Source organism: Rubneribacter badeniensis (genome assembly GCF_002899695.1).
Taxonomy (GTDB): domain Bacteria; phylum Actinomycetota; class Coriobacteriia; order Coriobacteriales; family Eggerthellaceae; genus Rubneribacter; species Rubneribacter badeniensis.
In genome coordinates, this window is sequence record NZ_PPEL01000002.1 from 1 (window position 1) to 26219 (window position 26219).

General features: G+C 65.1%; 19 protein-coding genes and 1 pseudogene. 15 read left to right on the forward strand and 5 right to left on the reverse strand.

The window, feature by feature from the left end:
- Positions 1-480: 480 nt before the first annotated feature.
- The 5 genes from trxB (at position 481) to C2L80_RS00695 (ending at position 5798) form a co-directional block, all read left to right on the forward strand.
- Positions 481-1452 (forward strand): thioredoxin-disulfide reductase, encoded by a 972-nt coding sequence (gene trxB, locus C2L80_RS00675; protein WP_103262404.1) that lies wholly within the window; start codon positions 481-483, stop codon positions 1450-1452.
- A gap of 208 nt (positions 1453-1660) precedes the next feature.
- Positions 1661-2734: a peptide chain release factor 1 gene (prfA, locus tag C2L80_RS00680; protein WP_239938617.1), complete on the forward strand. Its 1074-nt coding sequence runs from the start codon at positions 1661-1663 to the stop codon at positions 2732-2734.
- 179 nt (positions 2735-2913) lie between these two features.
- Positions 2914-3990 (forward strand): N5-glutamine methyltransferase family protein, encoded by a 1077-nt coding sequence (locus C2L80_RS00685; protein WP_103262405.1) that lies wholly within the window; start codon positions 2914-2916, stop codon positions 3988-3990.
- Between the two features lie 149 nt (positions 3991-4139).
- Complete coding sequence (locus tag C2L80_RS00690; protein ID WP_103262406.1) at positions 4140-4973, forward strand: purine-nucleoside phosphorylase; 834 nt, start codon at positions 4140-4142, stop codon at positions 4971-4973.
- 18 nt (positions 4974-4991) lie between these two features.
- Positions 4992-5798 (forward strand): MBL fold metallo-hydrolase, encoded by an 807-nt coding sequence (locus C2L80_RS00695; RefSeq protein WP_103262407.1) that lies wholly within the window; start codon positions 4992-4994, stop codon positions 5796-5798.
- Here the strand turns inward: C2L80_RS00695 and C2L80_RS00700 are convergent.
- Positions 5795-6697 carry a cysteine peptidase family C39 domain-containing protein gene (locus C2L80_RS00700; protein WP_103262408.1) on the reverse strand — a complete coding sequence of 301 codons (903 nt, stop codon included), beginning with the start codon at positions 6695-6697 and terminating at the stop codon, positions 5795-5797. The genes C2L80_RS00695 and C2L80_RS00700 overlap by 4 nt on opposite strands.
- Positions 6698-7591: 894 nt before the next feature.
- Here C2L80_RS00700 and ilvD point away from each other — a divergent pair.
- The 6 genes and pseudogenes from ilvD (at position 7592) to C2L80_RS00730 (ending at position 16323) form a co-directional block, all read left to right on the forward strand.
- Positions 7592-9265 carry a dihydroxy-acid dehydratase gene (gene ilvD / locus C2L80_RS00705; protein WP_103262409.1) on the forward strand — a complete coding sequence of 558 codons (1674 nt, stop codon included), beginning with the start codon at positions 7592-7594 and terminating at the stop codon, positions 9263-9265.
- The gene (gene ilvB, locus C2L80_RS00710; RefSeq protein WP_103262410.1) at positions 9262-11127 is read left to right on the forward strand and encodes a biosynthetic-type acetolactate synthase large subunit; all 1866 of its coding nucleotides are present in this window, start codon (positions 9262-9264) and stop codon (positions 11125-11127) included. Before ilvD ends, ilvB begins: the two co-directional genes overlap by 4 nt.
- Positions 11124-11609: an acetolactate synthase small subunit gene (gene ilvN, locus C2L80_RS00715; RefSeq protein WP_087195873.1), complete on the forward strand. Its 486-nt coding sequence runs from the start codon at positions 11124-11126 to the stop codon at positions 11607-11609. Before ilvB ends, ilvN begins: the two co-directional genes overlap by 4 nt.
- Before the next feature lie 181 nt (positions 11610-11790).
- A pseudogene (ilvC, locus tag C2L80_RS00720) lies at positions 11791-12822 on the forward strand (ketol-acid reductoisomerase); the annotation flags it as partial.
- 207 nt (positions 12823-13029) lie between these two features.
- On the forward strand, positions 13030-14610 hold the full coding sequence (serA, locus tag C2L80_RS00725; protein WP_103262411.1) for a phosphoglycerate dehydrogenase: 1581 nt from the start codon (positions 13030-13032) through the stop codon (positions 14608-14610).
- A gap of 180 nt (positions 14611-14790) precedes the next feature.
- Positions 14791-16323: a 2-isopropylmalate synthase gene (locus tag C2L80_RS00730; RefSeq protein WP_103262412.1), complete on the forward strand. Its 1533-nt coding sequence runs from the start codon at positions 14791-14793 to the stop codon at positions 16321-16323.
- 71 nt (positions 16324-16394) lie between these two features.
- On the opposite strand, the gene C2L80_RS13810 is transcribed toward C2L80_RS00730, so the two are convergent.
- Complete coding sequence (locus C2L80_RS13810) at positions 16395-16565, reverse strand: hypothetical protein (RefSeq protein WP_157941000.1); 171 nt, start codon at positions 16563-16565, stop codon at positions 16395-16397.
- Between the two features lie 93 nt (positions 16566-16658).
- Between C2L80_RS13810 and C2L80_RS14515 the strand changes: the two genes are divergently transcribed.
- A complete protein-coding gene (locus C2L80_RS14515) occupies positions 16659-17756 on the forward strand; it encodes an N-6 DNA methylase (RefSeq protein ID WP_204600496.1) in 1098 nt (365 codons plus the stop codon).
- A 7-nt stretch (positions 17757-17763) separates the two neighbouring features.
- The gene (locus tag C2L80_RS14110) at positions 17764-19158 is read left to right on the forward strand and encodes an Eco57I restriction-modification methylase domain-containing protein (protein ID WP_275668718.1); all 1395 of its coding nucleotides are present in this window, start codon (positions 17764-17766) and stop codon (positions 19156-19158) included.
- A gap of 1108 nt (positions 19159-20266) precedes the next feature.
- On the opposite strand, the gene C2L80_RS00745 is transcribed toward C2L80_RS14110, so the two are convergent.
- A complete protein-coding gene (locus C2L80_RS00745) occupies positions 20267-20923 on the reverse strand; it encodes a TetR family transcriptional regulator (RefSeq protein WP_103262414.1) in 657 nt (218 codons plus the stop codon).
- Between the two features lie 289 nt (positions 20924-21212).
- Between C2L80_RS00745 and C2L80_RS00750 the strand changes: the two genes are divergently transcribed.
- Complete coding sequence (locus tag C2L80_RS00750; protein WP_103262415.1) at positions 21213-22478, forward strand: MFS transporter; 1266 nt, start codon at positions 21213-21215, stop codon at positions 22476-22478.
- A gap of 120 nt (positions 22479-22598) precedes the next feature.
- Here C2L80_RS00750 and C2L80_RS00755 read toward each other — a convergent pair whose 3' ends face one another.
- Entirely contained in the window at positions 22599-23495 is an 897-nt protein-coding gene (locus tag C2L80_RS00755) for a LysR family transcriptional regulator (RefSeq protein WP_103262416.1), read from the reverse strand.
- 194 nt (positions 23496-23689) lie between these two features.
- On the reverse strand, positions 23690-24886 hold the full coding sequence (locus C2L80_RS00760; protein ID WP_103262417.1) for an acyl-CoA dehydrogenase family protein: 1197 nt from the start codon (positions 24884-24886) through the stop codon (positions 23690-23692).
- A gap of 336 nt (positions 24887-25222) precedes the next feature.
- Between C2L80_RS00760 and C2L80_RS00765 the strand changes: the two genes are divergently transcribed.
- Positions 25223-26149 (forward strand): LysR family transcriptional regulator, encoded by a 927-nt coding sequence (locus C2L80_RS00765; protein ID WP_103262418.1) that lies wholly within the window; start codon positions 25223-25225, stop codon positions 26147-26149.
- Positions 26150-26219 lie beyond the last annotated feature (70 nt).

Consider the following 26219-nt stretch of genomic DNA (forward strand, 5'->3'; position numbering starts at 1 on the left):
GACGAGGGGCTGGCGGGGGCTTCGGCTTTCCGGTCGCGCATGGCGGGGTCCTTTCTCGCGACGTCTTCTCAATGCGGTACATGGTAGCGCATGCGCTCGCGATGGGGGTGGACGCGCCGAGCCGTGAAGAGGCCGTCGAGGGGCCGTGAGGCGAGGGCGGGCGGCGAACCGCCGCACATTCGGCTCGCGCCTCGATCCGACCGGCTTCGTATGGGCCGAGCAGCTCAGACGGTCGTAAAGGGGGCTGTTTGGACCGGATTCTTCGGGAGCCTGTGTGCGCGCCCTGACGGATAGCTTCTGTCCTGTTGCGTTCCGTCGCTCCTCGGTCTGCCCGTTTCCAATCTGCCGCCCTCTCCCGCGCTCCTGCTGGTCCGTTCCTCTGGTCGGAGATTTGGCGCATAGTGCTTCCGATTCGATGACAATTCCGCGCCGTCGCTTATACTGTGCCGAAAAAGCGACGCGATTCACAGGAGGAGACTCATGAACGAGAAGCAAACAGCCAACGAGACGTCTGCGGCGTGCAAGGAGGGTTCCGGAGGCGTCATCGACGTCGCCGTCATCGGAGCGGGCCCGGCGGGGCTCACGGCGGGGCTGTACGCCGCGCGCGCGGGCCTCGAGGCGGTGCTGTTCGAGCGCATCGCTCCTGGCGGCCAGCTCGCGCAGACCGAGCACATGGAGAACTACCCCGGCTTCCCGGACGGCTCGAACGGCTTCGAGCTGGCATTCGCCATGAAGCAGCACGCCGACCGCTTCGGCGTGAACCACGTGGGGGAGGAGGTGTCCTCCGTCGACTTCACGCAGAACCCCAAGGTGCTCAGGACGGCCTTCGGCGAGTACCGGGCCAAAAGCGTGATCATTGCCACGGGGGCGCGGCCGCGCAAGCTGGGGCTCGACCTCGAGGAAGAGCTGCAGGGTCGCGGCGTGTCGTACTGCGCCACCTGCGACGGCAGCTTCTTCCGCGGCAAGTCTGTCATGGTAGTGGGGGGCGGCAACACGGCCGCCGCCGACGCCATCTACCTGTCGCGCATCTGCGAGAAGGTCTACCTCGTGCACCGGCGCGACAAGCTGCGCGCAACGGCCATCTACCACAAGCGCCTGGAGGATCTGCCGAACGTCGAGTTCGTGTGGAACGCCGTTCCCCGAAAGCTCGTGGCCGACGAAGGGGCGCTCGCGGGCGTGCGCATCGAGATGCTCGAGACGGGCGAGGAGCGCGACATCGCCGTGAACGGTCTGTTCGTGGCCGTGGGCACCGAGCCGAACACCGAGTTTCTTGACGACGCGCTCACGCTTGACGAGACGGGCTACATCGTGGCCGACGAGACGGGCACGACCGAGGTGCCGGGCGTCTACGCGGCCGGCGACGTGCGCACGAAGGTTCTGCGCCAGGTGGTCACCGCCGTGGCCGACGGGGCGCTGTGCGCCGAGGAGGCTGCCGAGTACCTGGCCATTTAGCGCGCTTCGAGCCGGGGCGCGAAACCGGCGCGCCGACCTGTCCGGTGGCTTTCCACCGCATCCTTCTGCGGGATGCTGCATGCGCGATGGCGATCTGCTATCATGTACCGGTTAACCGCGAGCGCCCGCCCTCGCCATGCGAGGCGGGCGCTTCGAGCGTCGCACGAGGCGGCGCTCAAGGGCCACGTCATGGAGGACGGCGCACATCATGCAAGAGACCGATATGCGAGAGAAGCTCGAGAAGATCATCCGGGCCTACGAGGACCTGCAGGGCCGCATGGGCGACCCGGCCGTCCTCGCCGACCAGAAGGAGTACAACCGCCTGGCGAAGGAGTACGCGAGCCAGGGGCCGCTCGCGGCCAAGGCGCGCGAGTACGTCCAGGCCACCGACGACTTGGCCGCGGCCAAGGAGATGCTGGCCGACGCAGACATGAAGGAGTTCGCGCAGGAGGAGATCGCCGGCATCGAGGCGCGGCTGCCCCAGCTGGAAGAGGACATCAAGTTCATGCTCATCCCGGCCGACCCGGCCGACGAGAAGGACATCATCGTGGAGATCCGCGCGGCGGCCGGCGGCGACGAGGCGGCTATCTTCGCGGGCGACCTGTACAAGATGTACGAGCGCTTCGCCTCCGCGCAGGGGTGGAAGACCGAGACGATGGACGTGTCGCCCTCCGAGGCGGGCGGCTACAAGGAGATCCAGTTCAAGGTGAAGGGCGACAAGGTGTACTCGGTCATGAAGTTCGAAAGCGGCGTGCATCGCGTCCAGCGCGTGCCCAAGACCGAGAGCCAAGGCCGCATCCACACCTCCACGGCCACCGTGGCCGTGCTGCCCGAAGCCGACGAGGTGGAGGTGGAGATCAACGAGAACGACCTGCGCATCGACGTGTACCGCGCCGGCGGCCCCGGCGGCCAGTGCGTGAACACCACCGACTCGGCCGTGCGCATCACGCATCTTCCCACGGGGCTCGTGGTGCAGTCGCAGGACCAGAAGAGCCAGCTGCAGAACAAGATCGCGGCGATGGCCGTTTTGCGCGCGCGCCTCTACGAGAAGATGCTCGCCGAGCAGCAGGCCGCCGAGGGCGCCGAGCGCTTGGCGCAGATCGGCTCGGGCGACCGCTCGGAGAAGATCCGCACCTACAACGGACCGCAGGACCGCGTGACCGACCACCGCATCGGGTTCAACGGCACCTACAACGGGGTGCTTCTGGGAGACGGGCTGGGGGACGTCATCACGGCCCTGCAAGCTGCCGACCGCGCGCAGAAGCTCGAAGCGGCCGTGTAAGGTCCGCTATTCTACGAACGGCGGGACCCGCCGACGCTGCGGACGGCTGCAGCGCCCAATCTTCGCGGGATCGCGGAAACTCGCGTACCGAAGCACGCTTCGTTTCCGCGATCCCGCGAATCTTGGATGCCGCAGCCGTCCTCGCTGACTGGCTACGCCAACCTGTGAGGTTGAAATCCATGGTTGAACACGACATCTGGACCGTCAAGGCCGCCCTCGATTGGACGGTGGGCTACCTTGGGCGCAAGGGCGACGAGAACCCGCGCCTGTCGGCGGAATGGCTGCTCGGCGAGGCGTGCGGGCTTCGCCGGATCGAGCTGTACACCGGACTGGAGCGGCCGCTGTCGCTCAAGGAGCGCGACACGCTGCGCGGCTACGTGTCGCGGCGGGGCAGGGGCGAGCCTTTGCAGTACATCACCGGCGAGGTGGCGTTTCGCCATGTCGCGGTGAAGGTGCGCCCTGGCGTGCTCATCCCCCGTCCCGAGACCGAGGTGCTGGTGAGCGAGGCGCTCTCCCTTCTGCCCGCGGTGGGCAGGCCGCGCGCGCTCGACTCGCGCATGACCGAAGCCGAAGCCGAGGAGCTGCTCGCGGCCCGCGCCGCGCAGGATGCAGCCGAGGCCGATCGGCCCGCCGCCGAACCGTCCGCCGCGTTCTCGGACGTCCCCGGCCCCCGCGCCTCCTCCGCTTCCTCGGACGATTCCGGGCCCGTTGCCGCGCCGCTGTTCGTGGCCGACCTGTGCACGGGATCCGGCTGCATCGCGTGCTCGATCGCCTACGAGCATCCGCGCACGCGCGTCATCGCCACCGACATCGCGCCGGAGGCGGTGGCGCTCGCGCGCGAGAACGTCGACGCTCTCGGCCTGTCCGACCGCGTGCGGGTGGTGCAGTGCGACTTGGGCCAGGGCGTTCCCGCGAGCGCGATGGGCCGGCTCGACCTCGTCGTGTCGAACCCGCCGTACGTGCCCACCTCCGTGCTCTCCGATATCCCGCGCGAGGTGGCCGACTTCGAGCCTGCGCTCGCGCTCGACGGCGGGGCCGACGGCTTGGACGTGCTGCGTCGCTTGCTGCCGTGGTGCGCCCGCGCGCTCAAGCCGGGCGGCGCCTTCGCCTTCGAGCTGCACGAGGGGCATCTGGACGAGGCGGCCGCATTGGCTCGCGCCGCCGGATTCGCGGACGTGCGGGTGGCGCGCGATTTGGCCGGCCGCCCCCGTGTGCTGACGGGCCGCCGAGCCTCCGTGCAGGCCATTGTCGCCTGAAAAACACATAAACGGGTCTGAAAGTGTGTTTTTGGAGCGACGTTGCATCCGCGGTGGCGTCCGGTCGGCCGCGACCGAGCGTCGTGCCGGCAGGGTTGCCGCTATACTGGGGGCGAACGTACGGGAAGCCCATCGGGAAAGGACGCGCCATGCTCGAACGCAACATCCTCGACGACAACCTCACGCTGTCGGCCTACGTGCTGCGCCGGCGGCTGGAGGGCCGTAAGCCGACGGTCGGGCTCGTGCTGGGCTCGGGCCTGAACCCGCTCGCCGACGAGATCGAGGACGCGGCGCGCGTTCCCTACGTCGAGGTTCCCCGCATGAAGACGAGCACGGCCGAGGGGCATGTGGGCCGCTTCGTGTGCGGCACCCTCGGCGGCAAATGCGTGCTGGCCATGCAGGGCCGTCTGCACGGCTACGAGGGCAACGACGCGCAGGAGGTGGCGTATCCCGTGTGGCTCATGGAGCGCCTCGGCGTGCGCACGCTCATCACCACGAACGCGGCCGGCGCGCTCAACCCGGACTACGAGGTGGGCGACTTCTGCATCATGGGCGACCAGATCAACTTCACCGGGCGCAACCCCGTCGCCGCGCCCGATCCGGCGAACCTTTCCGACCGCTTCTTCTCCATGAAAGACGCGTTCGACCCCGAGCTGCGCGCCATCGCCCACGACGTGGCCGCCGAGCGCGGCATCCGCGTGCAGGAGGGCGTGTACCTCGGCGCGCTCGGTCCGAGCTTCGAGACGCCGGCCGAGATCCGGATGTTCCGCTCGTGGGGTGCCGACACGGTGGCCATGAGCGTGTGCGAGGAGGTCATCGCCGCGCGGCATGTCGGGCTGCGGGTGCTCGGCATATCGCTCGTGTCGAACATGGGCTGCGGCATCGAGGGGGCGAGCCCCACGGGCGCGGAGGTGCTCGACGTGGCCAAAGCGCGCAAAGCCGACTTCGCGCGCCTGGTCGTGGGCGTGATCGAGCAGCTGTAGAAGGCGGGGAGGGCTGTCATGGAACGTCGGCTGGCGGTGCACGTGCTGGCAAGCGGGAGCCGCGGCAATGCGGCCGTCGTCGAGGACGCGGCGACGGGCGCGGGCGTGCTCGTGGACTGCGGCATCTGCAAGCGCGACTTCTTCGCGCGCTGTGAGGAGGCGGGGTTCGATCCGGCGCGGCTTGCGGCCGTCCTCGTGACGCACGAGCACACCGACCACACGAAGGGCCTCGGCGTGGTGATGCGCGGCCTTGCGAAGCTCGGCGTCGAGCCGACGGTGTACGCCGACTCCGCCGTGCGCGCGGCCAGCAAGGAGATCGCCGCGCTCGAAGGGACGTGCGACATGCGCGAGCTTCGCGCGGGGGACGCGCTCTCGCTCGCGGGCATGCAGGCGCACGTCTTCCGCACCTCGCACGACGCGGCGTCGTCGTGCGGGTTTCGGTTCGAGGCAGAAGGGGGCGACGTCGTCGGGTTCATGACCGACACGGGCGTCGTGACGGGGGAGGCGCACGAGGCCCTGCGCGGCGCGAGGCTGCTCGCGCTCGAGAGCAACCACGACGAGCGGATGCTCTGGGACGGCCCGTATCCCTATCCGGTCAAGCGCCGCGTGGCGTCCGACCAGGGCCATCTGTCGAACGCGCAGGCGGCCGAGGAGCTGAAGGCGCTGTTGTCGGACGCGCTCGAGCAGGTGACGGCCCTTCACGTCTCGCAGAACAACAACACCTATCGACTTCCGGGGGAGGCGCTGGCCGAGGTGGTCGAGCGCGCGGGCCATTCGGCGCGCGTGCAGGTGGCCCGCCAGGACGGCCTTGCGAGCATGCGCTAGCCGGCGCTCGCGTACGACCACAGTGCGGTCGTTTGGCCGAGCACCTCGTCGAAGGTCCAGCGGCGCGAGGTGCGCTCGTCGCTGAGCGGGTCGTTCATCACGAGCCGCCCGCCCTCGTCGATGTCCGAGAGCACCACGTAGGTGGCCGAGGGGCCGAACACCCCCGCGCCCACGACGGCGATGACGGGCCGCCCCGCCACGATCTCGCGACGCAGGGCCATCTCGCTCGCGTCCACGGCGCTCACGGCGAGGCCGAGCTCTGCCGCTCCGCCGGTGAGCAGGGCGGTGGCGTCGGGCGAGTCGGCGTAGCCGCTGCGCTGCGAGAACGACGCCACGTCGATGGGGTCGGTTTGGACATCGCCGGTCACGGCCACGCGCACCATGGCCAGGCACACGGGTGCCGCGCCCGCCGCTCCGATGGTGCTCGATCCGTAAGGCCGGTCGGCCCACTGGGGGTCGTCTTGGTAAAGCTCGGGAACGTTGCCCTCCTCCCAGGTCGACTGCGGCGCGCTCAGGCTTTCGGCGCGCGTCTCGTTGTCTGCGCCGAAGGGGTTTGCGAACGCGCCCGCCTCGTCGCCGAGGAGGCTGCTCGCGGCGCGGGCCGCGTATATGCCCAGAAACGCCGACAGGATGAAGACGAGCAGCATGACGAGCACGGCGGCGAGCACGCGTTTGAGGTCGACGGCCTCGGGCAGCGCGCTTTGCGCAGAGGCGCTTGCGGGACGGACGGCCTCGGAGGGGGTGTAGGTCCTGATGCGTGCGGAGCGGCACGGGGACGAGGCGTAGGAGATGCCGTGGGTGCGGTTGGGGAGGCTTCTCCGCTCGGTCGCGTACGGATCGGTGCGCGCCTCGCGTTTCGCGCTGCGGGTGACGAGGTAGGGGATCGCCCGGTACGCCATGCGGATGCCTCCTTTCTCGGTTCCAGACGGGAGGGGCCCCTGCGCGGGGCCCCGTGGTGGAAGGCGAGTGTACGACGCGGGCACGCTCGCCCTGCACGCGTTCGGCCAGCCGTTTCCCTGCCTTGGCCGATCGGTCAGCCGTCCGACACGTTGCGAGGGCGAAGGCCCGCATCGGGAAGCGGACGGGACTTGCCGCGCGCGACGATGGACGGAGGGGCGCGCCTTCGCGCGCCGGCGCGGAGGCGGCGGCGATCCCTCCTTTTCGCGCACGGGGCGCTTTCGGGCGCGAAACCCGCCCCGCTCCCGAATCGCCGTCGCCCGGCTGCTTCCGCGCGGCCTCTCGGGCTCGGCGACCCGATGGGCTTTCGCCCGAAGGGGACGTCCGGGAGAGGGTGTCAGGTGCGAGGCCGTTTCGAGCGCGCCAGGGCGCGAGGGCGCTTCGTGCGCGCCAAGGTGAGCTTGGGGCGCGATGCGGTTTGTGGCTTTTGTGAAGGGCGCGCGCGGCGCGCGCGGGAAAGGATGGGCGCGGGGGTATACTTCCGCTCGACAAGTTCATAGGCGAAATGCGTTGACGAGGACAGTAGGGACGAACCCATCTCCAGAGAGCCGGCGGTTGCTGCGAGCCGGCGGTGGGCGGCCTGAACGCCACCTCCGAGCAGTTCGGCGCGAACGTTGCGCGACGCACTCGGACGATCTCCGACGGCGCGCGGGGCAAGTAGGCTGAACCGGCGACTCCGTTATCGGTCCGATCGAGAGCAGCCGCGGCGCGCGTGCGTCGGCGGCGCGTCCTCCTTCCTTCTGAGGTCCTGGTGCAGCCTGCCTGCAGCGGGATTTTTTTATGGGCGGAAACGCCGCGGCCGGCAGGGCGCGGCATCGGGAGAAAGGATCGGACGCATGCAGCTGAGAAGCGATGCCGTGCGATGCGGCACGGCGCGCGCCCCCCACCGCAGCCTGCTCAAGGCCGACGGGGTCACCGACGAGGAGTTGGAGAGCCCGCTCATCGCGGTGATGAACTCGCGCAACGACATCATCCCCGGCCACAACAACCTCGACAAGATCGCCGAGGCCGTGAAGGCCGGCATCTACCTGGCCGGCGGCGTGCCCTTCGAGATATCCACCATCGGCGTGTGCGACGGCATCGCCATGAACCACGACGGCATGCACTACTCGCTCGTGTCGCGCGAGGTCATCGCCGACAGCGTGGAATGCGCCGTGCAGGGCCACGCCTTCGACGCGATGGTGTGCATCCCCAACTGCGACAAGGTGGTGCCGGGGATGCTCTTGGGCGCGCTGCGCGTGAACATCCCCACGGTGTTCGTCTCGGGCGGCCCGATGCTCGCCGGCACCCGTCCGGGCGGTCGCGGCCCCTCCACCGACCTCAACACGCTCTTCGACGGCGCGGGCCGGGTGCAGGCGGGCACGATGACCGAGGACGAGCTGAAGTACCACGAGGACCACGCGTGCCCCACCTGCGGCAGCTGCTCGGGGCTTTTCACGGCGAACTCGATGAACTGTTTGTGTGAGGCCCTCGGCATCGCGCTTCCCGGCAACGGCACCGTCCCCGCCGTGTACTCCGAGCGCATCCGCCTCGCGAAGCGCGCGGGCATGAAGGTCATGGAGCTTCTGGAGAAGGGCGTGCGCGCCCGCGACATCGTGAGCGCGGCGGCCATCCACAACGCCATGGAGTGCGACATGGCCTTCGGCGGCTCCACGAACACGGTGCTGCACCTCACGGCCATCGCGCGCGAGGCGGGGCATCCCATCACGATGGATGACTGGGACGCCGCGAGCGCGCGCACGCCGCACCTCGTGAAGCTGGCCCCCTCGGGCCCGCGCCCGCTTTCCGACCTGTACGAGGTGGGCGGCGTGCCGGTGGTGATGCACGAGCTGGCCGAGCTGGGGCTGCTCGACCGCAGCGCGCTCACCTGCATGGGGCCGCTCGACGAGTATCTGCGCGACTGCGCCCGTCCGGCCGACGGCGAGGTGTGCCGCGCGCACGACAACCCGTTCTCCCCGGTGGGCGCCTTGCGCGTCTTGCACGGCAACATCGCGCCCAACGGGGCCATCGTGAAGAAGAGCGCCGTGGATCCCTCCATGCTCAAGCACACCGGCCCCGCGCGCGTGTTCGAGAGCGAGGAGGAGGCGTGCGCGGCCATCAATGCCGGACGGATCGTGGCCGGCGATGTGGTGGTCATCCGCTACGAGGGCCCGAAGGGCGGCCCGGGCATGCGCGAGATGCTCACGCCCACTTCGGCCATCTGCGGGATGGGCCTGTCCACGTCCGTGGCGCTCATCACCGACGGGCGCTTCTCGGGCGCGACGAAGGGGCCGGCCGTGGGGCACGTGAGCCCCGAGGCCGCGGCGGGCGGCCCCATCGCGCTCATCGAGGAAGGGGACCTCATCACCGTCGACATCGAGGGAGGGGCGCTCACGCTGCAGGTGGACGACGACGAGCTCGCGCGCCGACGCGCGGCGTGGCAGCCGCCGGCGCAGAAGCACGACCACGGCGTGCTGGCGAAGTACGCCAAGCTCGTCTCGTCGGCCGACGAGGGGGCGTACGTGTCATGACGAAGCCAGCGAACGAACGGCCCCGGCCCGCGACGGCCGCCGCCAAGGGCGCGCCGCGCGGCCTCGGGAGCCGCACGGCGAAGCAGGGCCTCGAGATGACGGGCGCGCAGGCCGTGGTGGCGTCGCTCGAGGCCGAGGGCGTCCGGCTCGTCTTCGGATACCCGGGCGGCCAGGCCATCAAGATCTACGACGCGCTGTACGACTCCGACCAGATCACCCACGTGCTCGCGCGCCACGAGCAGGGGGCGGTGCACGAGGCCGACGGCTACGCGCGCGCCACGGGGGACGTGGGCGTGGCCATCGTGACGAGCGGACCGGGCGCCACGAACACGGTCACCGGCATCGCGACGGCCTACATGGACTCGATCCCGCTCGTGGTGATCACGGGCCAGGTGCCGCGCGGCGTCATCGGGACGGACTCGTTCCAGGAGTCCGACATCGTGGGCATCACGATGCCCGTCGTCAAGCACAGCTACCTTTTGCAGTCCGCCGACGAACTCGCGGGCACGTTTCGCGAGGCGTTCCACATCGCCAAGACGGGCCGCCCCGGCCCCGTGCTCATCGACGTGCCGAGCGACGTGGCCAGCGAGCGGCTCGCGTTCGAGTATCCCGACGAGGTCAGCCTGCCCTCGTACAAGCCCACCTACCGCGGCAACGCGAAGCAGGTCAAGCAAGCGGTCGCCCGCATCGGGCAGGCGAAGCGCCCCGTCCTGTACGTGGGCGGCGGCGCGGTGTCCTCGGGCGCGTCCCAAGAGCTTGTGGAGTTGTCCGAGGCCATGCGGATACCCGTGGTCACCACGCTCATGGGAAAAGGGGCGTTTCCCGCGTCGCATCCGCTCAACCTGGGCCCCGTGGGCATGCACGGCTCGAAGTACGCGAACCTCGCCATGACCGAAAGCGACCTCATCATCGCGGCGGGGGCGCGTTTCTCCGACCGCGTGACGGGCAAGCTCGACGAGTTCGCGCCGCACGCCGACGTCATCCACATCGACATCGACCCGGCCGAGATCGGCAAGGTGCGCGAGGTGCAGGTGCCCATCGTGGGCGACCTCAAGGGCGTGCTCGAAGGCGTCGTCGCCCAGCTTTCCAAGGAGGGCGCCCGCCCTGCCACGGAGGAATGGTTGGCCCGGATCGCCGAATGGCGCGAGCGCCATCCGTTCTACCATCCCAACGTGGGCGACAACCCCGGCGAGATCGTGCCGGAGGTGGTCATGGAAAGGCTTTCCGACGCGCTTGATCCCGAGAAGAGCATTGTCGTGACCGAGGTGGGCCAGCATCAGATGTGGGCCGCGCAGCACATCGCGCGCGAGGTGCCGCGCAGCTTTCTGTCCTCCGGTGGCCTGGGCACGATGGGGTTCGGGTTCCCGGCCGCCATCGGAGCCGCCTTCGGATGCCCCGACAAGACGGTGGTGTGCGTGGCCGGCGACGGGTCTTTGCAGATGAACAGCCAGGAGATGGCCACGGCGTCCGTCCACCGGGTGCCGGTGAAGGTGCTCGTCTTGGACAACCGGTGCCTCGGCATGGTGCACCAATGGCAGAAGCTGTTCTACGACGAGCGCTACTCCTCCACGCTTCTGGACGCGTGCCCGGACTTCGTTAAGCTGGCCGAGGCGTACGGCTGGCGGGCCGAGCGCGTGGAGCGACCCGACGAGGTGGACGAGGCGCTTGCGCGCATGCTGGAAAGCGACGGCCCCTATCTGCTCGACGTGGCCGTCTCCCGCGAGCAGAACGTGTACCCCATGGTGGCGCCGGGTCGCGCGCTCGACGACGTGATCGGGGCCATCGACGCGGCCGTGGGGGCCGTGCGCGAGGGCGTGCCCGACGCGTCCGACGAGCGCGGCGGGAAGGGGGAGGACCGATGAGGCACATCCTGTCCGTCTTGGTGGAGAACAAGCCCGGCGTGCTGTCGCGCGTGACGGGCCTCATCTCGCGGCGCGGATTCAACATCGAATCGCTGTCCGTGGGCCCCACCGAGGACGCCACCATGTCGCGCGTCACGGCCATCGTGAAGGCCGACGAGGTGGCCTACGAGCAGATCACCAAGCAGCTGCACAAGCTGATCAGCGTGCACAAGATCACCGACCTCACCGACGAGGGGGCCATCGAACGCGAGCTGGTGCTCTTCAAGGTGAACGCGCCCCCCGACCGCCGGGGCGAGATCATCGAGATCGCGAACGTGTTCCGCGCGAAGATCGTCGACGTGGGCAGAAGCTCGCTCACCATCGAGGCCACCGGCGACGAGAGCAAGCTCAAGGGCATGGAGGACCTCTTCCGCGCCTACGGCATCAAGGAGATCACGCGCACGGGAAAGATCGCGATGTCGCGCAACAGCAAGGACGCGTGAGCGCCCCCGGTTTAGCAAAGCCGGCGAGGGTCGCCTCGGCCCTCGAGATCGCCGTGAAAGCTCGGCGAAGCGCGCCTTCGGCTCGCGAGGAGGGCTTGGGGCGGCGCGACCGGGCGCCTCGGCGCCCTGCAACGCCGGCCTCGTCGCCGCTTGCCAGAGCGGCGGGACAAGAAAGGTAACCGCAGCCAACAAGAAAGGAAGAGAGAACATGGCTGTCACCATCTATTACGAGCAGGACGTCGATCCGCAGATCATCCAGGGACGCAAGATCGCCGTCATCGGATACGGGAGCCAGGGCCACGCCCATGCCCTCAACCTCATGGACTCCGGCTGCGACGTGCGCGTGGGTCTGCGCGAGGGCTCGTCGTCGTGGGCCGCGGCCGAGGAGGCGGGCCTGAAGGTCTGCACGATGGACGAGGCCGCCGAGGAAGCCGACCTCATCATGATCCTCGTGCCCGACGAGCTGCAGGCGCAGGTGTACAAGGATCACATCGAGGCGCATCTCAAGGCGGGCGACACGCTCGCGTTCGCCCACGGCTTCAACATCCATTACGGCTACATCGTGCCGCCTGAGGACGTGAACGTGGTCATGTGCGCGCCGAAGGGCCCCGGCCACATCGTGCGCCGCCAGTTCACGGAGGGCTCGGGCGTGCCCGATCTGGCCTGCGTGGCGCAGGACGCCACCGGCGACGCGTGGGACGTGGTGCTGTCGTACTGCTGGGGCGTGGGCGGCGCTCGCTCGGGCATCATCAAGGCCACGTTCAAGGAGGAGACGGAAGAGGACCTGTTCGGCGAGCAGGCGGTTTTGTGCGGCGGCCTCGTGGAGATGATCAAGGCGGGCTTCGAGACGCTCACCGAGGCGGGCTACCCGCCGGAGCTGGCGTACTTCGAGGTGTACCACGAGATGAAGATGATCGTCGACCTCATGTACGAGAGCGGTATCCACTTCATGAACTACTCCATCTCCAACACGGCCGAGTACGGCGAGTACTACGCGGGCCCGAAGGTCATCAACGAGGAGTCGCGCAAGGCGATGCGCGAGATCCTCGCGCGCATCCAGAACGGCGAGTTCGCGCGCGAGTTCATGGCCGACTGCGAGAACGGCCACCAATGGCTGCTCGAGCAGCGCGCGGCCGTCAACGAGCACGAGATCGAGAAGACGGGCGAGAAGATCCGCGGCATGTTCAGCTGGATCAAGCGCGGCGACGAGTAGGCGCGCCGACGCGGTTTCCGCGTGCGGCGCGAAGGGCCGCGCCGCACGCCTCGCAGGGCGGTTTTCTGCGATTTTCGCCGAGCGGCGCCGCGCGTCCGGGGGAATTCGCACTATCATGGACACGTCGCCTCCTGCCGAGCGCTCGCGCTTTTCATCGGGAGGCGCGATCCGAATCCGGCAACGCGATGCTCGAAGGTGGTTTCCGTTATGACGAAGAAGGTGCTGGTTACCGAGAAGCTGGCCGAGGCGGGCCTTTCCATGCTGCGCGACAGGGGGATCGAGGCCGACGTCAGGCTGAAGATGCCGCCCGAGGAGCTTGTCGCGGCCATCCCCGCCTACGACGGGCTCATCGTGCGCTCGGCCACGAAGGTGACGCGCGAGGTCATCGAGGCGGGCGGGCGTCTGCGCGTCATCGGGCGCGCGGGCGTGGGCGTGGACAACGTGGATGTGGAGGCCGCCACCGAGCGCGGCGTCATCGTGTGCAACGCGCCCACCTCCAACATCGTGAGCGCCGCCGAGCACACCATGGCGCTCATGCTGGCCTGCGCGCGCAACGTCGCCCAGGCCAACGCCGTCGTGCACGCCCACGAGTGGGAGCGAGGCCGCTTCACGGGCGTCGAGCTGTACGAGAAGACGCTTGCCATCTTCGGTCTGGGCCGCGTGGGCGGGCTCGTGGCCGAGCGCGCGCGGGCGTTCGGCATGAGGCTCGTGGGCTACGACCCGTACTGCAGCCCCGAGCGCGCCGAGCAGCTGGGCGTCGCGCTTTTCGACGACGTGGACGCCGTCGTGCCGCTCGCCGACTTCATCACGGTCCACCTTCCCAAGACGAAGGAGACGATCGGCATGTTCGGGCCGGACCAGTACGCCCGCATGAAGGACGGCGTCGTCCTCGTCAACACGGCGCGCGGCGGCATCTTCGAGGAGAAGTCGCTTGCCGACTTCTTGGCCGCGGGGAAGATCGGCGCGGTGGGCATCGACGTGTTCGAGGCCGAGCCGTGCCGGGAAAGCCCTTTGCACGAGTTCGATAACGCCGTGCTCACGCCGCATCTGGGGGCGAGCACGAGAGAGGCGCAGGAGCGCGCCGGCGTGCAGATCGCCGAGTACGTGGCGGCGGGCCTGGAGGGTTCCATCGTCCCCACGGCGCTCAACATGGCGCCCGTCCCACCCGAGGTCATGGACGCGGTGGGGCCCTACGTGCCCGCTTGCCAGATGATGGGCAGCATGCTCGCGCAGATACACGGCGAGATCCCGCAGTTCTTGAAGCTTTGCGCCGGCGGCGAGCTGGCCGGCGCGGATCCGTCCATCCTCGTGGCGGGCACGCTCAAGGGGCTCTTGTCGTACAAGAACACCGCCACGGTCACCCCGGTGAACGCCAATGCGGTGGCGAAGCGTCACGGCATCAAGGTGGAGACGGCCTCGGCGCCCGACGCCGGCGGCTATGCCTCGCGGGTGTCCATCGTGGCCGACGGCACGGAGGTGGCGTGCACGCTGGCGGGGGAGTCCCAGGCCGCGCGGCTCGTGTCGCTTCTGGGGTACAAGCTCGACATCGCGCCGGCCGGGCAGTCGCTCGTGTTCGAGTACGTCGACGCTCCGGGCAGGATCGGCGTGATCGGCACCATCCTCGGCGAGGAGGGCATCAACATCACGACGATGCAGATATCCGCTTCTCCCGAGGACGGGCGCGCGCTCGCCTACGTGAACGTGGAGGGCGAGGTGACCGACGCGGTGCTCGCGAAGCTGCGCGCGGGCCTCTCCGACCTGAAGAGCCTCTGGCACGTGAGGCTGTGACTCCTTGCCGTCCCGCCGCTTTTGCAGGCGGCGGGTGGCTTGTGCCTCGCGGACGCCTTCGCCGCTTCGCCGACCGGGCGGGTTCGGAGGCGCGGATTTGACGGTCGGCGCGATCGCCACACCCCTGTCCGCGATCCGCGAAGGGCGCGGACGGGCAACGAAACGAAAGGACGCACGATTATGACGCGCAAGATCAACATCTTCGACACCACGCTGCGCGACGGCGAGCAGTCGCCGGGCGCCTCCATGAACACGGAGGAGAAGCTCGTCGTCGCGCGCCAGCTTCTGCGTTTGAACGTGGACGTCATCGAGGCGGGCTTCCCCATCTCGAGCCCCGGTGACTTCGAGTCCGTCCGTCGCATCGCCGAGCTCGCGGGCGACGCGGCCACGGTGTGCGGCCTCACGCGCGCGGTGGAGAAGGACATCGACGCGGCGGCCGACGCGCTCAAGTACGCCAAGCGCCCCCGCATCCACACGGGCATCGGCGTGAGCCCGAGCCATATGCGCGACAAGCTGCGCATCACCGAGGACGAGTGCGTCGAGCGCGCGGTGAAGTGCGTCAAGTACGCGCGCAACTTCGTCGAGGATGTGCAGTTCTACGCCGAGGACGCGGGGCGCTCCGACTACGCCTTCCTTGCGCGCGTCATCGAGGCCGTCGTCAAGGCGGGCGCCACTGTGGTGAACATCCCCGACACGACGGGCTATTCGCTGCCCGAGGAATTCGGGGCGCGCATAAAGTACCTCATGGACCATGTGGACGGCATCGAGAACGTCACGGTGTCGGTGCACTGCCACAACGACCTCGGCATGGCCACGGCGCTGTCGCTGGCCGGCGTGAAAAACGGCGCCACGCAGGTGGAATGCACCATCAACGGCCTGGGCGAGCGCGCGGGCAACACGGCTATGGAGGAAGTGGTCATGGGCATCCGCATGCACGGCGAAGAGCTGGACGCCGCAACCGACGTCAACACGCGCGAGTTCATCAAGGCGAGCCGCCTCGTGTCGTCCATCACGGGCATGAACGTGCAGGCCAACAAGGCCATCGTGGGCGCGAACGCCTTCGCGCACTCCTCCGGCATCCATCAGGACGGCGTGCTCAAGAAGCGCGACACCTACGAGATCATCGACCCGGCCGAGGTGGGCGCGGGCACGAGCCAGATCGTGCTCACGGCGCGCTCGGGCCACGCGGCTTTGAGGCACCGTTTGGAGGAGCTGGGCTACGAGCTTGAGGGCGAAGCGCTCGACGAGGTGTACGAGGCGTTCCTCAACCTGGCCGACAAGAAGAAGGAAGTGTACGACGAGGATCTGGAGAGCCTCGTGAACGAGCGCGACCGCAACGAAAGCGCGCTGTACACGCTTGAGGGCGTGCAGATCAGCTGCGGGTTCCCGCTCACGCCGACGGCAACCGTCACGCTGCGCAACCAGGCCGACCAGGTGGTCACCGCCTGCGAGTGGGGCACGGGCCCGGTCGACGCCATGTGCAAGGCCGTGAACAAGATCGTGCAGGTGGACAACGACCTCACCGAGTTCTCGGTGCAGTCCGTCACGCGCGGCATCGACGCGCTCGGCGAGGTCACCATCCGCGTGACCGATCCGAGCGGAGAGGTGTACACGGGCCGCGGCGCCGACGGCGACATTGTCGTGTCGTCCACGAAGGCCTACCTCAACGCTCTCAACCGTCTGCTCAACGACAAGCAGGGGCAGCGCAAGTAGCCGCTGCGCGCATAGGTTGCGAGAGGGGGCCGCGCGGGTGCGGCCCCTGTTTTTTGGCCTCCGTATGTGGGCTACTGGATGCCGTAGGTCGTGAAGTCCGCTAAAATGGTGCCGTGGTGTATGCGAGGGATATGGAAACCGTCATGCCGTTCGTCACGCTCGCTACGGCCATCCGGATTGTGCCAGAGGGTGAAATAGTGTCTGAGATTTTGCAATCTGGTTTCCTTCATATCGATCATCATGAACTTCTTCCTGCGAACGGTCGTTTGCGAGGGCGGGTTTTCGTTTGGGATGAAGGCTGGCAAGATGCGTTCAGAGTCAGGGGAGGATAAACAGTGGCTTACGAATCCGAATCGTTCAAGGAGCATCATCTGACCCGCCTTCCGGTATTGAAGGCCCTTATCGACCTCGGTTGGCGTAGGGAGCAGATACAGTGTCCATCTCCCGACTCTTCTGACAAGGAGTGGCGGGTTCCCAAGACGCCATCTGATTCTGCGCAGCGAGAGCTTGGACGAAGCTACAAAGGATACCCCGTCGATATCGCTCTCTTCGACAATGGAGAGGGAAAGGGGGACTGGCAGCACTGCAAGGTAATCGTGGAGTGCAAGGAGCCGGGAGACCCCAGTGGCCTCTCGGAACTTGAGACCTATATGGGTCTAGAGCCCAAGGTTCGGATGGGCGTATTGACCGATGGCGTGAGATTTACCCGTGTCTACAAGCTTCCTTCAGGCGAGTTCTCCGTGGTAAAGGGATCTTCGTTGCCGCAGCCTTCGGAGAACCTGATCATGAGCGAGAACGTCGGTGTTGAGGATTTGACCGTGCCTGATTTAGCGGAGCTGAGGGCGTGCTTTGCGGATCTTCTCGCGCTCATCGTGTCTTCGGATGGTAGGTCGACACGGTCGGATGCGCGGCTGAATCAGCTTTGCAACCTTCTCCTAATCAAGATGCAGTCGGATTCGGACGCTCGCGCGCTCAGGGCTGCCAAGGTTGATTTTCAGATCTTGGATAGCCCCGATGAAACCGCAGAGGTCATCAACGCTCTGTTCAGGAGATACAAGCTCGACAGGAGAGACCTTTTCAACGATGACGAGCCCGATGAGATCCTGTTCGATTCGACGACCATTCATGCGGCGGTTGCCGAACTCCAGCGCAAAGACCTGGTTGATGTCAAGCCCGACACCCTCTCGCTGGCATTCCAAGTCTTCCGCAATGCTAACCTCAAATATGGTGACGGCCAATACTTCACTCCGAGCAGGGTGATTCAGGCCGCTACCCGTATGATGTGCATAGACGTTACAGACAAGGTTATCGACCCTGCGTGCGGTACGGGAGGTTTCTTGGGCGAGGCGTTCCTACAGGTGGCATCGTTGCGTCAACGAGGCGGATGCCGTCAGGTGGGCGAACGCGAAACTGTACGGCATCGATCTCGATGATATCAACGTGAAACTTGCTCGGGCTCTTATGGTGGGCATGGGTGATGGCTCCACGCACATAAAGCTGGGTGATTCGATCAGACAGACCAAATGGCGAGACAATAGGCACGGGCTTGAGGATGCGCTTGGAGACGATGGGTACGACGTTGTCCTTACAAATCCTCCGTTCGGGCAAAACTTGAAGATTGGTGCGAGCGAAGCGAGCGCATGCGGTTACACCATCTGCATGCACACCAAAGCTGGAAAGGCTTCTGATGAGTACATGCAGACCGAATTAGGCATCGTATTCGTCGAAAGGGCTTGGCGTCTGCTTCATGAGGGCGGAAGGCTGGGTATAGTGCTCCCTGAGACTTATTTCTTCTCCAAGAGCTATGCCTGGTTCCGTGAGTGGCTTGATGAAAGGTTCGCTCTCAAGGCTGTGCTGAATATCCCCATGGAAGCCTTCCAAGGGTTCTGTCGAGCGAAAACCAACTTCTACGTGCTCGTTAAAAGGGGGAGCGGTTCGAGGTCTGCCCGAGCGAAGCAACCGTTTTGGGTGCTTGATGGCAAGATTTGGGTTTCGAATGCGCCCACTATCGGGATCAACAAGGACGGCGAGACGCTTTTCCGCATCGATGCTTCAAGTATGACGAGAACCTCTGAAGTCGATGACGCTGCAGCGATGGATGTCGACAGTCTTCTTACTGGCGATGGCGAGACATCCACCGCTTCGTTTATGGATGCGATGTCCTTGGCGACGACGTACATTGGCGTTCCCCGTTATTGCGACCAGTCAACCAAGGTCACACTTAAAAATTGGATGACGGGGTCTCTCCCTGGATGCTCTCCCGTAAGCCTCGGCGCTCTTGTTGATGCGGGTTGGATAAGGGTGAAGGCGGGGCATGGGAGCCCTTCTCAGGATATGAGATCCGGCACTGTTCCCTACATCAAGGTGTCCGACATTAGGGGTGGCACGATCAATCCGAACAGCACCAACATGGTTTCCGAGGTGGTTGCCAGGAAGTTCTGGAAGGCAGAGTCGAGCGGTATGAACCCGTGGGACGTCGTCACTCCTGCCAGGGCTTCGAAGAATATCGGTGAGCCTGCAGTCATACTTCCTGGGCAGGAAAGGGCGGTCTTCACTAAGGAGGTTCTTGTTCTTAGCGCTACGGATGAAGCTCCGTTTGATAATTTCTACATTGCCTGGTCGCTTATGCTCGATCATGTGCATGCGCAATGGGATCGCGTTGTCTTCATGCAAACAAACAGGGAGGATTTGGGTGATCGCTGGAAGGAGGTCTTGGTACCCGTTCCGGGCGACCGCGGTCTTGCGGATGACCTCTCGAAGAGTGTCCGATCATACTACAAGAGCCTTGCAGAGCTCAAGACAGCTTTTCTGCAAGAGATGTCGTCTTGGAAATGATCTTCTCGATCGTGGTCGTGTTCGGAGATTGTGCTGGCGCGAGAGGTTGTCCAACCTACTCCATCCGGTGCGCAGAGGCTGGAACGGGATCCCTTATCGAGGCTGTCCGAACGAGACGGCGAGCTCGCTGTTCGGGGGCTTATCCGGGTCGCATGGAGTTGCGATGCGAACGACTATCGAGATGAGCGTGGAGAGAGCCCCTTCTTCGACGGCAAGTCGGCTGATTTCGTCGTTCTCTTCGCCGTCCGCGGATTTTCAATCCAGGTTGCAGCCGGCGTCATGACCGATGAGGATTCGGAAGAGCCCCTACGTGCGCCCGTTTCCCTCGCAACACGGATGGGAGAAGTTGTAGTTGTCGTAGTGATAAGCCGGTTATTGGGCGAACCGTTCGAGATCGAACTCTTTGAGCGCGGAATCATTGCCGAGTTCTTCTTTGGCTCAGGCGATGCCCGTGGCTCTATTGCGAGATGGTAGAAAGAACTGCGAATCTTCTCCCATGATCGTCGGATCGTCCGAGGTTCTCGTGGGCTTAGGGAGCAGAGCGAGAAACTCGCTTGTTAGGGTTCGCCGACGTTTTGATCGAAGAGCTCATGAGGCGCACCAAGCGCCGTTGGAATCTCCGAGACATCATCGCGTAAAGAGCTGCACGACGCCGAAGGCGACTTGATTTCCGCTCACGCAAGTCTTATTGGGGGATCGCAGACGGTTGGACGCTCTCGCGGGAGCTCGGCAACGCCAAGCTGGAGAAACTAGGCTGGATGAGCTTTCGCAAGCGTTATCATCGGCAAGGCATCGGGGCTAGGAACTGCTGTGTACCGAACGGCGCACACGATGGTCATTGATTCCCGCTTCCAAAAATCAGAACTGAGTCAATAGGGAATCGGCAAGAATCAACTGCAAAAATCACGAGGCTTACGAACACCATCGAAACCGCACCATCAAGGTCTTTCGCCAAGTCTACGTCCCATACCCTTTTTCACCGGGCGATATGCGTGATCCCTTCTCGTGGGGTTTCCTTTCTCAAAAGCTGCGGCGACTTTGTGTTTGCGGTCGATTGCGGATCGGAGGCTTTCGGGGGAGGGGCGATAATCGCTCGGCTTTGCGATGCTCAGAGAATGCGGCTGAGCTGCTGCTCTTTGATCACGTTCTCGAGGGAGGTGTGGACGATGTTCGCAAACGGGCCGATGTCGGCGCGCAAGGGCCTCGACGGAAGCTCGAGGGTGCGGCGAAAGAAATAGGACAGAAACGCCCCTGTGTAGAATTCCGAGAGAAACGTCACGTTCTCCTCTTTGAGGTAGCGGTTGCTCAGGATGAAGCGCACGTCGTCTCGCAGCGCCGGCACGTAGAGCCGGTGCAGGTACTCGCGCAGCCCGTCGGGGGTCGTGTCGCGAAGCACTTTGGCATAGAACCTTCTGCGGGATTCTATGCAATCTGCGAACGCCTCGAAGAAGGCCGCGTGGTCAAGAGAGCGCACGCCTCGTTTGGCGAACAGGTAAAACGGGTAGGACGAGGCTCCGTCTTTGCTCCTTTCCGGTTCGTACACTAGAAGAGATTCTTCGAATCGGTTGGTCAGAACAGTGCCGAGATCTCGGCGGAAGATCCATGCGACAAGGGCGTTCTTGTCTGCGAAATGATAGTAGAACGTCTTGCGGTTCTTGCCCGACGCCGAGACGATGTCGGAGATGGAGATCTTCTCGGGAGGCGTCGATTCGGTCAAGGCGATGAACGTTTCCCCGATAAGTTGCATCGTGTTCAGAGAGCTCACGGTGTTCCCCTTCCAGCGGATGGCGAATGCTCTTCCCGACAGCTCGCCCGATCATTTCCGCTTCGGCCCCTTTTTTCTCGCAATTATAGAAAGTCCCTATTGTAATGCCATCAAATACATGATTTTGACCATAAAAAAACCAAAAGACTTAGAGGATTATATGCAGTGGGTTCGTTCTTGGTTGTTTTGCACTACTCAAGATAGCGCTTTCGCCTATAGAGAATCTGGCGCTCTGGAGGCGAAAGCGCGCATATTCCCGCAGGGAATACGTATCGAAGGAGGAAGAGAGTTGGGAGAAGCAACCTACACTGACAAGATGGGCGTAAAGCACGTGCTCGTCATCCTTACCGGCATCATGATCACCCTCGGATGCTCTGCCCTCGTGTTCTCCACATGGAGCGCGTTTCAGGCGGTTGTCCCCGAGGTGCTTGGCGTCGAGACGGCGACATGGGCGTTTTACGTCACGGTCCTGTACTTCGTGGAGGCGCTGTCTGCACCGTTCATCGGGCGACTGTTCGCCAAGTACGACATTCGCGTCGTCCTATCGGCTTCGGCGATCCTCGTCGGCGGCGGCTTTCTGCTCATCTCGGTTTTTAAAAGCATGTGGGTGTTCTACATCGCCGGTGCGATGATGGGCCTTGCCGAGGTCGGCCTGCTGTGGCTGGCCGTTCCGGCGCTGTGCAACAGCTGGTTCAACCAGAAGGCAGGAACCATCCAGGGCTTGTGCATGGCGTTCACCGGCATCGGCGGCGCGCTGTGGCTGCAGGTGTTCAACGCCCTGTACGCGAGCGGCAACGGCATGGACGTGTGGAGCATCTACATGGTGTGGGGCCTGATCGCCCTCGTCACCTCGCTGCCGTTCACCATCTTCTGCATCCGTAAGACGCCGCAGGAGGCGGGCGTCTTGCCGTACGGGAGGCCCTCTGTGGCGACGGGCGGCAAGGCGGTGGGCATCTCCGCCTCGAAGGCCATGAAGTCGCCGGTGTTCTACGCGGTGTTCCTGTTCGCGGGCATCATCAACCTTTTGACCATCGTGGCCCAGCAGTTCCCCAGCTACACGAAGTCGCTGACCGACGTGACGTTCGACGCGCTCGCCGTGGGCGTCATGATGTCCACGGTCATGATGGTGGCCCAGGCCGTCTGCAAGCTGGCCTTGGGCGTGTCGGCTGACAAGAGCCCCAAGATCTCGTTCTTCGCCGCGTTCGCGACCGGCGTGATCGGCGTGCTGCTCGTGTGGTTCGGGACGGGCAGCGAGATCATGCTGTACGCGGGCTCCGCGGTGTACGGCTTCTTCTTCGCCTCGTGCGTGGTGCTCGTCCCCATCGTGGTGCGTCAGATATTCGGCACGCGCGAATACACCGACATCTATTCCCGCATCAGCCTGTTCGTGAACCTGCTCGGCGGCCTCGGATCGACCATCTGGGCGTTCATCGGAGGATCGTTCGGGTATCCTGCGGTGTTCACGGTGGCGCTCGTGCTGCTGGTCGTCGTGCTCCTGCTCGGCATGTACAGCTTCGCCAACGCGAAGTCCGTCCAGAAGGAGTGGACGGAGTAAGGGAGAGGCGAACGCTTCGGAAAAAAGGGCGGCCCTGCGATGCGGGGCCGCCCTTTTTTCATGCGTCGAATTCCACGGCGTCGGAGCCGAGGGCGGGATCGCGCGGCTTTGCCCTTTCCTTCACGAGCACGGCCACTCGAACCGACGAGCGAACTCGATGAAGTTCTCGGTCGCCCGCGTCTTGTAGGCCCCGGTCTTGTATGCGAGGCACACCTTGTGGAAGTCGTCCTCGACTTCCACGAACCGCTTCGTGATAAGCTCGCGAAACGGCCTGAGGCCAAGCGTGTCGAGCGCGACCCCCACGGCGCCCTCCGTGCTGTCCACCATGCTGGCCAGCGTGATCTCGTCGTTGCAGACGGGCATCGAGGGGGTCACCCCGTGCGTGCGCAAAAGCTCGGACACCTCTTTGCCGATAGGCGTCGTCTCCGGATACGTGATGATGGGGGAGGCGTCTCGCAGATCGGAGAGGCTGAGCTGGGGCCGCCAAGCCAGCTTGTGGTAGCGATGCACGACCGCCACGAGCCTTTGGGCGAGGACGGGAACGAAGGTGAGGTCGGGCTTGTTTTCGACCTGGGCGCAGAAAACGACCTCGTATCGGTCGCTTTCGAGGTCCTCAATCAACGGAAGCGAGAGCCCTTGGCACACGTTCACGGACGCACCCTGTCCGTATTGGGCCCGGTAGGCGCTGATGAGCGCGGGGAGGTAATCGCCTTGGATGGTGTAGATGGTGCCCACGTCCACGTTCCCCGTGGGCGAGCCCGCGTGCTCCTTCGCGAGGGCGATGCCGCGTTCGAGGGCGTTGATCGCTTCGAGCGCGTGCTCGTAGAACTCCTTGCCGTAGCGCGTGAGTCGCACATGGCGCCCTTCGCGTTCGAACAGGGGTATTCCCAGCTCCCTTTCCAACGAGGCGATGGAGTTTGACAGCGTTGGCTGGGTGATGAACAGCTCCTTCGCGGCGTTGGTGTAATGCTGCAGCTCGGCGAGCTTGCGGAAGTAGTAGAGTTGGGGAAGGTTCATACGTCCTCCTCGACGGTCGACAACCGCAGTATAGCGTATGGGGCCCGGCTTTTCGGGAGAACGGGGCGTTGCGAGCGAAAGCCCCGTGCCCTCCGAAGAGGAGCACGGGGCGCGTCTTCATCCCGAGCAGTCGCCAAAGGTGCAAGCAGAGGGAACGCCGGGCACATCTGAAGGAGAGGGCGAAAGTCCGGGCCCTAGAAGGTGTACTCGATCCTTCCACCGTGGTTCTGCGTCTCGCGGGCGATGGTGATGCGCTGCACGCAGGGTGCGCCCTCTTCGAGCCACATGGCGCGGCAGTCGCGATAGAGGCGCTCGGTGGGGCCGTACGGGGAATCCTCGAAGTAGCCGTCGCCGCCGAAGATCTCAAGCATCTCGTCGGAGACGAGCTTGACCGTGTCGATGGAGAAGAGCTTGCAGATGGCGGCCTTCTCGGTGACGTAGTCGTTGTGCGGATCCTTGTCGAAGTCGCGCGCGAAGTCGTAGATGGCGCAGCGCAGCACGTGGATCATCTTCTGCATCTCGGCGATCTTCTGCTTGATCATCTGGCGCGAGGCGATGGGCTTGCCGAACGTCTTGCGGTCGTTGGCGCGCTTGAGGGAGATCTCGAGCATGCGCTGGGCCATGCCGAGGTTCGACATGGCGATGTGCACGCGGGAGACGGAGAGCGAGTGGATGGCCACCTCCATGCCCTGGCCTTCCTCGCCGAGCAGGTAGATGGGGTCGAGCTTGACGTTGGTGAACTTCAGGCCCGCATGGCCGGCGCCTTTGCAGCCCATCATGTGGGGCATGGGCACGATCTCGAATCCGGGGGCGTCGTTGGGCACGAAGAACGCGGAGAGGCGGCTGTCCTTGTCGCTGTCGGGGTCGGTGACGGCGATGACGTAGGTGAAGTCGGAGCAGTCGGTGTGGGAGATCAGCCACTTCTCGCCGTTGAGGATGTAGTTGCCGTCGGCGTCCTTGAGGGCGGTGGTGTGCAGGTCGGCGCCGGTGCCGCCGGTCTGCTCGGTGATGGCGAAGTTGCAGTAGACCGTCTTGTCCTGGAACTTGTCCATGTACTTGGCCTTGAGCTCGGGCTTGCCGTAGTCATCGAGGATGCGCCAGTTCATGTCGGCTGCATGGTGCAGGTGCATGCGCATGCCGCCGGGGCCGCGGGAGAACTCCTCCTGCACGCGCAGGATCTCGAGTTCGTTGAGGTCCCATCCGCCGTACTCAGAGGGGAGGTAGAAGCGGTAGAGGTCGTTCTTCTTGGCGAGCTCGTAGAACTCCTCGGGGAAGGTGTTGGTCACCTCCACTTCCTTCTGGATCTCTTCGAACGGACCCTCGGCCAGCTCGCGAACCTGCTTGAGGTACGCCTCAAACTGCTCGTCGGTGATCTTGGCGTTCGGATTCATGTGCAACCTCCTTATCCTGTGGCGAGAGGACCTGTCCTAAAGCCCCCTCTCTCTGTTACCAGTATGCATTCCGACCTGGTAAAAATCCAATTTGCAATACAGGTGGATACCAGGGGTTTCCATTTCTGAAAACTATGATGCGCTCTGCGTGTCGGGTATGGGGGATCCTGCAGCCGGCGGCGTTCGGGAAGGGTGGCGGATGCGCGGAATCGGCTCAGTACGACGAGAGCTGGGCCCGGGATGGGGTATAATAATGCAAGCCTTCGGACGGGGGCGAAACCCTGTCAGACCGTTCCGATCACCACCCGAGGCGCGCAGCGTCGGGGGGGGGGGGCAATGAATCTCTCACAGCTCTACTACTTCCGCAAACTCGCCGAGTTGCAGCATTACACCAACGCCGCGAAGGAGCTGTTCATCACCCAGCCCGCGCTTTCCGACGCGATCCATTCGCTGCAGAAGGAGCTGGGGGTGCCGTTGTTTCGCCGTGAAGGGAGGAACGTCCGTCTGACGAGGTACGGATCGGAGTTCGCGTCGTATGTGGACGCTGCTTTGCGCGAGCTCGACAAGGGCGTTTCGGTGATGAAGGAGTACACGGGCCGCCTGTCGGGTCGCCTGTCGATCGGGGGGCTGTACACCATCACCGGCGATTACCTTCCGGCGCTGATCGGGGCGTACGAGGCGCAGTTCGGCGACGGCGTCCAGTTCAGCGTGTCCCAGGGGTTCTCGCGCGATCTGATCAAGGGGCTGAAAGACGACGTGTACGACGTCGTGTTCGCGGCGAAGGATGCCGATGCGGCAGAGTTCGGGTGCGAGCCGGTGGTGTCTCACCAGCTGGTGGTGAGCGTGAACGCCAGGAGCCCCCTCGCGTCGCGCAAAGAGATCTCCCTCGAAGATCTGCGCGGCTTGTGCGTGTACACGTATCGGACGGGAACGCCGATCGGCAACGAGGTGGCACGGGTGTGCGACCGGTACGACGTGCCCGTCCGTCGGGAGTTCGACGACGAGATCACGCTGGGCGGCATGGTCTCCCGTGCGACACGTCCGGAAGTGTGCGCGCTGGTCACGTACACTATCGGCTTGAAGTCGTTCAGGAATCTGACGAACATCCCCATCACGGAGCGCGAGGTTCCCCACGACTTCCATCACGTGTACATGATGTACAAGAAAGACGAGTTCCGCGCTTGGGTATTGGAGAGCTTCATCGAGTTCGCAGCGGGGTTCATCCCTCCGAAAGGGACGATCCCCCGTTGCGGCGAGGAGTAGCCCCTCCTTCGCTTTTGGTGCCGGGGCTTGCGACGGGGTGCGTGCCGCTTTTGCGACGCGCGAAAACGGC

Coding starts and splice junctions, on each gene's coding strand:
- C2L80_RS00700 (WP_103262408.1), bottom strand. CDS start 6,697: ATGGCGTACCGGGCGATCCCCTACCTCGTCACCCGCAGCGCGAAACGC.
- C2L80_RS13810 (WP_157941000.1), bottom strand. CDS start 16,565: ATGATGATCGATATGAAGGAAACCAGATTGCAAAATCTCAGACACTAT.
- prfA (WP_239938617.1), top strand. CDS start 1,661: ATGCAAGAGACCGATATGCGAGAGAAGCTCGAGAAGATCATCCGGGCC.
- C2L80_RS00760 (WP_103262417.1), bottom strand. CDS start 24,886: ATGAATCCGAACGCCAAGATCACCGACGAGCAGTTTGAGGCGTACCTC.
- ilvB (WP_103262410.1), top strand. CDS start 9,262: ATGACGAAGCCAGCGAACGAACGGCCCCGGCCCGCGACGGCCGCCGCC.
- C2L80_RS00730 (WP_103262412.1), top strand. CDS start 14,791: ATGACGCGCAAGATCAACATCTTCGACACCACGCTGCGCGACGGCGAG.
- C2L80_RS00755 (WP_103262416.1), bottom strand. CDS start 23,495: ATGAACCTTCCCCAACTCTACTACTTCCGCAAGCTCGCCGAGCTGCAG.
- C2L80_RS00765 (WP_103262418.1), top strand. CDS start 25,223: ATGAATCTCTCACAGCTCTACTACTTCCGCAAACTCGCCGAGTTGCAG.
- C2L80_RS00695 (WP_103262407.1), top strand. CDS start 4,992: ATGGAACGTCGGCTGGCGGTGCACGTGCTGGCAAGCGGGAGCCGCGGC.
- ilvD (WP_103262409.1), top strand. CDS start 7,592: ATGCAGCTGAGAAGCGATGCCGTGCGATGCGGCACGGCGCGCGCCCCC.
- C2L80_RS00690 (WP_103262406.1), top strand. CDS start 4,140: ATGCTCGAACGCAACATCCTCGACGACAACCTCACGCTGTCGGCCTAC.
- C2L80_RS00685 (WP_103262405.1), top strand. CDS start 2,914: ATGGTTGAACACGACATCTGGACCGTCAAGGCCGCCCTCGATTGGACG.
- trxB (WP_103262404.1), top strand. CDS start 481: ATGAACGAGAAGCAAACAGCCAACGAGACGTCTGCGGCGTGCAAGGAG.
- ilvN (WP_087195873.1), top strand. CDS start 11,124: ATGAGGCACATCCTGTCCGTCTTGGTGGAGAACAAGCCCGGCGTGCTG.
- serA (WP_103262411.1), top strand. CDS start 13,030: ATGACGAAGAAGGTGCTGGTTACCGAGAAGCTGGCCGAGGCGGGCCTT.